Genomic DNA, 7,589 nt, shown 5'->3' on the forward strand with positions numbered 1-7,589 from the left:
ATCTAAACAATATATGCCAGTAATTCAAAAAATATTAACTTAGAACCATTAAAAAGCAAACTTAATCACATTTACAACCCCAAAAAACAATATACAAAAAATATACTATTGATAACAAAAAACACTCACATTAAAATGTAAATGCAATCATTTTAATCTCCAAACCATGAACAGAAATAATAAAGATTTTTTAAACAGGGGTTCTGTATGTGCATCGCTTTCATTAATGATCATCGATTATTGCGAATTCCACCAGCTAAATATTCCTTCTGAGTGCAACCTGTATCATTTAGAGGATAGAATCCCATTTAATATATGGTGCAACATCTTAAATAAGGTTCAAGATCAAAATAAAATAAATGCACTTGGTTTAAAGATTGCAGATTTTATTAAACCTTCTTACGCAGGCATTATTTCGTATATGGTTTTCTCAAAACCGACGTTACTTGATGCGATTCCAGATTTTATTAAATATATCCGTTTAGCGTATGACCTTAATTTTTTATATTTTCAGGTTAAAAATGCCGAAATAGAATTTTCATGGGATGACCATTTGGGCCAGCCGGGATTAATCGTTGATGAATGCGCTATTGCACTACTCATTAACATTGTCAAACGTTCAATTGCGCCTTATCAAGCACCGCTCAAGTGTATTAACTTTCTATATGAACCTCCTAAAAATATTGAGTATTATCGGCAGTACTTTGGTTGTCCAGTCAACTTCAACTCTCCAACGACATCTATCGTTATTTCACTAGAAAATTTGGAAAATATCCCCTTATCTCAACCAGATCCTTATCTTTATCAGATATTAAAGACACATGCTGACCTTCTCGTAGATAAACTAGGCACTTATAATGAATTTGAAAACAAAATCAGATTATGTATAACCACAAATATTAGAAATAAAAAAATCAGTCTTGAAATTATTGCTGAACAAATGAGTATTTCGCCTAAAAAGCTTAGGGAAAGACTATCAGAATATGGTTATAGCTTTAATTCACTACTCGCAGATGTCCGCTTTGACCTTGCAAAAAAACACTTGCTTGATAGCACATTAAATATCAATCAAATTACTTATTTACTTGGATATTCAGAACAAAGTGTATTTCAAAGAGCTTTTAAAAGCTGGAGTGGATTAACACCACTAAAATGGAGAGAGGAAAATAAAAACCTCTCAAAAACTTCCTAATTTTTGGTTACATTAAAATCCGTCTATAACAACTCCATTTCGATCAACTTTACCATGATATATATGACCATCATCGCCAATTAATGAAAAATCAATATATTCAAAACCATCGATGGAACTTTCAAGCATATATCTTCTTTTACTCAATGGACTACTCATCATATCCATTTCCTGAATGATATTCGTTTTTTCACCCTGATAAACCAAGCTTATTCGAGCAAAAGACAAGTGATAAGCAGAAGAATTTTCACACACTAATACAGCTTTTTCATCCTGCCTTTCGATAGAGAACTTTAGTTTTTTTACAAGATCCTGCAACTTCATTTTCTGAAGTCCCTTCGGTCTATAAAAAACCTTAAGTTGTGTATTCATCGCAAAATCAAGTTTGGCATGCGCGTCAGCCCCTTCTTTTTTTACGCCAGGGATTTCATATAAGTTTAGCCACACAACTGATTCTTTATTGGATGGTAACGCCGCGCCATTGTAAAAAACTCTTAATGATTGAATGCCTGCTGGCTGCATACGAAAGACAGCAGGTAAGATTACAAAAGGACTTTTTTCATATTCTGGATTACCACTTCCATCATCAAACCATGCTTGTACCACAATTGGATAATCATTTATGTTTGCGATGATTAAGGTTTTTTCTCGAGTACTTTCTTCGTAAATAATTCGGCTGGAAGACGTCGCCAACCCAGCTGTCGCGTCTGTACTGATAAAAAATAAGAAAATACTGAAGATAAAAGCTAAAGATCTCATTGTATTTTCACGACCACATAAGCTGTAGAGTAAATTGTTCCACTTGTAACGGGTTCTGCACCATCAATCCGTTTTAGATCAGCAGTAAGAGGAATACGATAGGTCGTATAGTCTCCAGCAGTACTCATCGATTGAGCATGATCTAGTACAGGATACCAGCCCGCTGTATTCCCTTGCGGGTAGGTGACTGATGGGTAACAAAGCTGATTATTATCGGGACCACAAGTCCTGTTATAAATATCACGGTTAGAATCAGGTAAAGTACCAGTTGCGCCCGGTTGTCCTAATAAAGTCAAATAATCATCTGTTCCCTGATATTTAATATAAATACCAGCATTTTTTGCCCGTGTAGGGTTACTCAGATAATCATCTGACAACAATGCAGTTACCCCGTTATTGGAATTCACCAAGGCAGGCGAAAAGTTCTTTGCTGCCTCATAAGCCCCATGAGATGCCTGAATGGTGATCGCGACTTGTCCTGTACTCACGCCAGACTTTGAAGTCGTTTCAACATGATTATGACAATCCACCAGGACTTCAAAATCTTGACTAACATGATTTCCGTTATTTAACTCATTGATGGTAGTGGTGCCAAAATTTACATAAGGGCTAACATTATTGACTTTGCAAGCTACACCATCATTTATCAGGTGAACCGCATCATATAATGTGTATCCAAATCCATTATCCGCTCCCCAAAACCGATAGGTTGAAATATCCGTACTATGGGTTACACCTACGGTATCGTGTGGGAAGCTTACATATTCATCTCCAATTTCACTTCCTCCAGAATGTGCAGTGCCTGTATGGCCCAAAGTAATATAAGAAGAAGGCTGGGCACAATTGTAATTTCCAGATTGCCCCATTCCCCGATCATTTCCACTCGCATTAGAAGGCATCGTCGTAAGATTACAATAAGCATTGGCAGCACTAATATAAGGAGGCTGACCATTTACTCGAATCAGTTCAAACTGTAAAACAGGCACATGCTTTAAACGGATACAATGCCAGCCCGCTTGGCATTTATCTTTTGCTGCACCCGAAGGAGTATTCAAATCAGCTGTTTCAAATGCTATAGGCAGTTCAGTCCACTGGGGTGCAAGAGCCTCACCATTCATAATTTGACGGATACCAACGCCTTTAAACCAGGTGTAAAAAACATTTTCTTGTCCGCCAGCATCATCGGGATTCACCTTAAAGTAACCGCCAACTCGATCATCTCCATTGACCGAAGTTAGAAATCGAATTTTGCTCATATCTGTATCTGGGGAGCATGCCCATAACAGACTTTCCGCATGAGCATTTCGAATTTTATATTCCGTTGGAGGAACCGCCGCTTGAGCCAATACACTACCAGCAGGTTGAATCGCAATATCCATCAAATGAATATTGCCAATACGAATCTTTGCAGCGTGACCATCTTCTGTCTGGGTGATAGGCCGTGTATTCGAATAGCCCGTATAGTAGGCACCACTTTGCCAGTCAACCTGTTGGCAAGCAGCCCAACCTATACGACTCCCCCCCACAATCAACATCAATAAAATAAAATTTATAATTTGCTTTTTCATCTTTAAAATACCATCTCGCATTGAGCACGCTGTTTGATCAATGGTTGTTTTAACTGCTCATCATCAAGTTGATAATTCAAACGGCATTGTTGATTCTCTAACGCTCCCCATTTCAATATCAGCCTACCTTGTGGTTGCTCTGCGCGAAAATAAACTTGTCCAGACTGCCCTACCATGCCAATAAGATTGTCCTGCTCATCAAGAACATCTGCCCCCATAGGTACATTTTCCCCTGTGGCGGTTTTGGTCTGAAGTAACACGCTATATCCATAACGTGTTTTAAAATTGAGTTTTACCGCTGCGCCGGCATAAGGTGCAACTCGCTGCTCCCCACCTTCTAGTTCAATATTTTCAGCCATTCCATGAGGATCAAGCGCAATGGTGTTGTAATGGTAAGGATTAATACTTGGAATTAGGGCATAACCAAAACGATCAACTTTACTGTAAGGCGAACTCACAATACTGGCTCCCTTTGCCCCTTTTGCTTCAATTAAAGCAAAGGTATCACCCAGATAAGGCCCCAATGTAATTCCCCCAGAATGGGCAGCCAAAGCGCCACTAAAATTGATTGAAGCTTGTCTATAGTCATCACTGATTGCAGTATTCAGTCCGACCTGCATGACTGGCAATCGCTTATATAAACCAGCCGTATAGGCTTTTTGCTCGCCCCAGTCTGTCAATGTCGCCCCCAGACTGTAGCTCAGGCTATAATCTTTATCTAAAGCCCCTGTAATTCCAATTTGGTGGTTATCACTGTTATTGCTGCGGTTATAATTTGTATTTAATTGCGGTGTACTTGCTGAACGTTCACGCCCTAGCGGCATACTAATGCTAATTCCCCCAAAATTATCAAAGCGTTCTTCTTTGATGGTTTTACCCGTTAAAGTATGCGTACGCTGTCGGGTATAGTTCACATTCAAGCTGACAATACCAAAAGTTTTCATATAGCCCGCCTGATATAAGGTATCTCTTTCACGACCGTCACGATAATCCTGTGTTGAGCCAGAAAGATAAAACGAACCATAGTCTCCAAAGCTTTGGCTTAAACCGACCTGAAAACGGGAACGTTGCAAATAGCCATATGAACTCCAGCTATCCTTATTTTCCCATGCATTACGAATACCCTGCACATCATTTAAATCGCGGAAACCTGAAGTGGAATAGCGATAACCAGCAATCGAAATCACCGTATCCGTAGGTTGAAAGGTTTTACTGTAATTGAGATTTGCCATCCAGCCATCTAGATATTGATGAGTCTCCATATTCGGTAGTTTTGCTCGCGAATAAGTAATATTTGAACCAAAAGCACCATATGAACCCCCAAATACTCCACCCAATGCGCCTGCCTGATATCCACTGGCAACACGCAATCCCCCATTTAATGTCATTAAATTATTTAAACCATATTCATAAGTCAGGTCAGCAAAGCCCACGTCTTTTGTATTCGCCAAGTCTGTTCGTCCAACAATAAAATTATAATTGGATGTACCTTCACGCAAAGAAAGTGGAACGGCGGCATAAGGAACTTTATTACTATGGGTGCTACCATCTGCCTCAGTGACTACAACAGTCAGATTTCCGCTATAACTGGTGGGATATAGATCCTTAATTTCAAAAGGCCCCGGTGCAACTGTGATTTGATAAATTTCTTTATTGTCTTGTCGTATTGAAACCTTGGCATTACTTTGGGCTGTTCCCCGAATCACAGGCGCGTAACCACGTAATGAGCTAGGTCTCATTCGTTCATCTGTTGCCAGACTTAAACCTTGGAATGTCAAGCCAGAAAAGAAACGTCCAGAGCTATTTAGCTGCCCGAGAGAAAGTTGGGAATGCAACTGATCAATTGGTCTTTGTACATAGCTACGTAAATGGTTCCATTCACGATCATGTTCATTATCAATACTTAAACTGGATTGCTGACGATACTGCCATTTCCCCAAATTTATTCCGCCACTTAGATTTAAGAAACCCGAATCCCGATCAAGATGCTTGCCATATATATTCTTGGTATTTGTATAATAATAATTTCCAGTATAGTTAATAAAACCAATACTTTCCCCAGCGTTCAACTCGCTTGGTTTTACATATCCTCTTGGCATATTTTTCATTAAGCTTTGCGGGACAGTGAGATTTAAGCGGAGTAAAGAAAAATCAAAATACACGGTACTTTCAGGCGCCACAGCTTTAAGAGGCAAACATTCCTGATATATCTCTTGTGTTCCCGCACTCACATTTTTTTTGCGATGTTCTTGTTGCTGACGATAATCCCAACTTCCAACAATGCCCGCATTTTCTAATAAATCAGGTATGAAGCAAGGTTCCACGCCCTGCGTATTTTCTTTCAAAGGTCTGAATTCAATCGCACGGCGCTCAATAAAACGGTTATTGACATACAGATCAACTTTATAAGTTCCAGCCTCAACCTTCTCTGCTTCGTTAAAGCGCTCAATCATGTTCCGGCTTAATGCATTTCCCTTAAATAAACCAGGAGCAAATTGATAGTCATTTAAATCATGCGAGTTTTCAATTTCAGACGCTTGTGCCAAAGGTGCATATAATAAAAATGCCGATAAAAAACAAACAAAATAATTTGAGTTGCTTGTCCAAAATTGATACTTTTTCATCAAATATCCCTTCATCAACTCTAACGAGATATTTGTGGTGAAATATCATAGGGATCCGTTGCACCATAGTCATTTACCATTCGGACACTGACACTCGCCAACTGATGGGCAGGAAGTCTTTTTTCCAGTAACCATTTTCCCTTAGACTTCGGTTCAATCATTTGAACAGATTGGGCTTGTATGATGTGTGTTCCTATCTTGACGCTGGCTTGGGTCAAATTCGCATAATAGCTACTTGGATTGTCTATTTGTAACCAGCTTCCCTTGGCATCATTTAATAATTGGAAACGAAGATTACGGGCAACATCCTCGATTTTATCTGGCAAGTTTTTAGGTCGATAAAAGACTTTCAAACGATTTTTGACGATCAGAACCAGTTTATTTTCATTAATTAAATCTTTTGATAATGCTGGCGTTTGTTTAAAGTTTAAATAAAAAATTGATTCACGATCTTGAGGTAAAACATCTTCAGGTAAATAAACCAAACGCGCCATTTGTCCCTGATGGGCATTGACACGAAAAGCTTGAGGACTCACTAAGAAAGGTGCATCTGCGCTTTCAGGTGTAGAGTTATCATTACCTTGATCAAGCCAGACCTGAACCAGATATGGGATTTCACTTTTATTACTAAATTGAAGCGTTTTTTCTTTACTCTCCGCATCAAAAATAACCCGCGTACCTGTCATGATCACATTTGCAAAACAGGAATGAATCGATAGCCCCAAGACAAAAAATACTGAAAAAAAATGTCGAAATAAAATATAAAAATGCTCAGACATTAGTCCACACCTTCAATTAAAGGATCAAAGAAAGGACCTGACATATGACTAACTGTCCGTACGCATATGTCTGGATTTTTTTAGTTATGGATAAACGACTTCATAATCCGCAACCGCTGTGACACTTCCCGCAGTCGTAGCGCCAGTTGCATAATATTGAGCTGTTAATGGAACAGTTGCTGTACCCCCTGAAGTTGTTGTTTGTTCAGAAACACCAATACCCCCACTAAATACAATTGGGTTTCCTCCAGCATTACCATTCAGTAGCTGCACAGCAACATTCGATGCTGTACTTGAAGCATTAACGCCTAAATTAGTACCTTCAGGATTATGCGCAGCAAAACGCACTGCCACGTCATCAGCAATCGCGCTACAACCTGAAAGATTTACGGTAAAAGATGTTGCTCCAGCAGTATCACCAGAAGCATTTAGATCACCTGTTCCTACTGTAGGTAACGTTACTGTAGGACTCGCTGTTCCGCCAACATCAACAGTACAAGTGTTCGCCTCAATCGTTCCTACAAACGTAATTGTCTCTGCTGCTACAGTTAAGTTTGCTGTCCCCAATGTAATTAAAGCCATTGTTAAAAACTTAATTTTCATAACAACTTCCTTCAAAAATAATTAAAATTAATGAATAAAAAGAATATATTATGTGCTTAGATCC

General features: G+C 39.0%; 6 protein-coding genes. 1 reads left to right on the forward strand and 5 read right to left on the reverse strand.

Features of this window, described 5'->3' with window-relative positions; all coding sequences use genetic code 11:
* Positions 1 to 166: 166 nt before the first annotated feature.
* Positions 167 to 1,192, forward strand: a complete 1,026-nt coding sequence (locus A9Z07_RS15800) for an AraC family transcriptional regulator (protein ID WP_069579799.1) — start codon at positions 167 to 169, stop codon at positions 1,190 to 1,192.
* A 12-nt stretch (positions 1,193 to 1,204) separates the two neighbouring features.
* Here A9Z07_RS15800 and A9Z07_RS15805 read toward each other — a convergent pair whose 3' ends face one another.
* The 5 genes from A9Z07_RS15805 to A9Z07_RS15825 all read right to left on the reverse strand — a co-directional run bounded on the left by A9Z07_RS15805 (position 1,205) and on the right by A9Z07_RS15825 (position 7,525).
* Positions 1,205 to 1,951, reverse strand: coding sequence for a molecular chaperone (locus A9Z07_RS15805; protein WP_069579800.1), 747 nt, complete (start codon positions 1,949 to 1,951; stop codon positions 1,205 to 1,207).
* Positions 1,948 to 3,519, reverse strand: a complete 1,572-nt coding sequence (locus tag A9Z07_RS15810; protein WP_227516946.1) for a fimbrial protein — start codon at positions 3,517 to 3,519, stop codon at positions 1,948 to 1,950. Before A9Z07_RS15810 ends, A9Z07_RS15805 begins: the two co-directional genes overlap by 4 nt.
* A gap of 2 nt (positions 3,520 to 3,521) precedes the next feature.
* A complete protein-coding gene (locus A9Z07_RS15815) occupies positions 3,522 to 6,143 on the reverse strand; it encodes a fimbria/pilus outer membrane usher protein (RefSeq protein WP_069579802.1) in 2,622 nt (873 codons plus the stop codon).
* Positions 6,144 to 6,163: 20 nt separating this feature from the next.
* The gene (locus A9Z07_RS15820) at positions 6,164 to 6,922 is read right to left on the reverse strand and encodes a molecular chaperone (protein WP_069579803.1); all 759 of its coding nucleotides are present in this window, start codon (positions 6,920 to 6,922) and stop codon (positions 6,164 to 6,166) included.
* An 84-nt stretch (positions 6,923 to 7,006) separates the two neighbouring features.
* Complete coding sequence (locus A9Z07_RS15825) at positions 7,007 to 7,525, reverse strand: fimbrial protein (protein WP_069579804.1); 519 nt, start codon at positions 7,523 to 7,525, stop codon at positions 7,007 to 7,009.
* Positions 7,526 to 7,589: the final 64 nt, after the last annotated feature.

It is taken from the genome of Acinetobacter sp. YK3 (assembly GCF_001729365.1).
Taxonomy (GTDB): Bacteria; Pseudomonadota; Gammaproteobacteria; order Pseudomonadales; family Moraxellaceae; genus Acinetobacter; species Acinetobacter vivianii.

Excerpts from the sequence above, each read along its gene's own strand:
- A9Z07_RS15810 (WP_227516946.1), bottom strand. The coding sequence starts at position 3,519 with ATGAAAAAGCAAATTATAAATTTTATTTTATTGATGTTGATTGTGGGG.
- A9Z07_RS15825 (WP_069579804.1), bottom strand. The coding sequence starts at position 7,525 with ATGAAAATTAAGTTTTTAACAATGGCTTTAATTACATTGGGGACAGCA.
- A9Z07_RS15815 (WP_069579802.1), bottom strand. The coding sequence starts at position 6,143 with ATGAAAAAGTATCAATTTTGGACAAGCAACTCAAATTATTTTGTTTGT.
- A9Z07_RS15820 (WP_069579803.1), bottom strand. The coding sequence starts at position 6,922 with ATGTCTGAGCATTTTTATATTTTATTTCGACATTTTTTTTCAGTATTT.
- A9Z07_RS15800 (WP_069579799.1), top strand. The coding sequence starts at position 167 with ATGAACAGAAATAATAAAGATTTTTTAAACAGGGGTTCTGTATGTGCA.
- A9Z07_RS15805 (WP_069579800.1), bottom strand. The coding sequence starts at position 1,951 with ATGAGATCTTTAGCTTTTATCTTCAGTATTTTCTTATTTTTTATCAGT.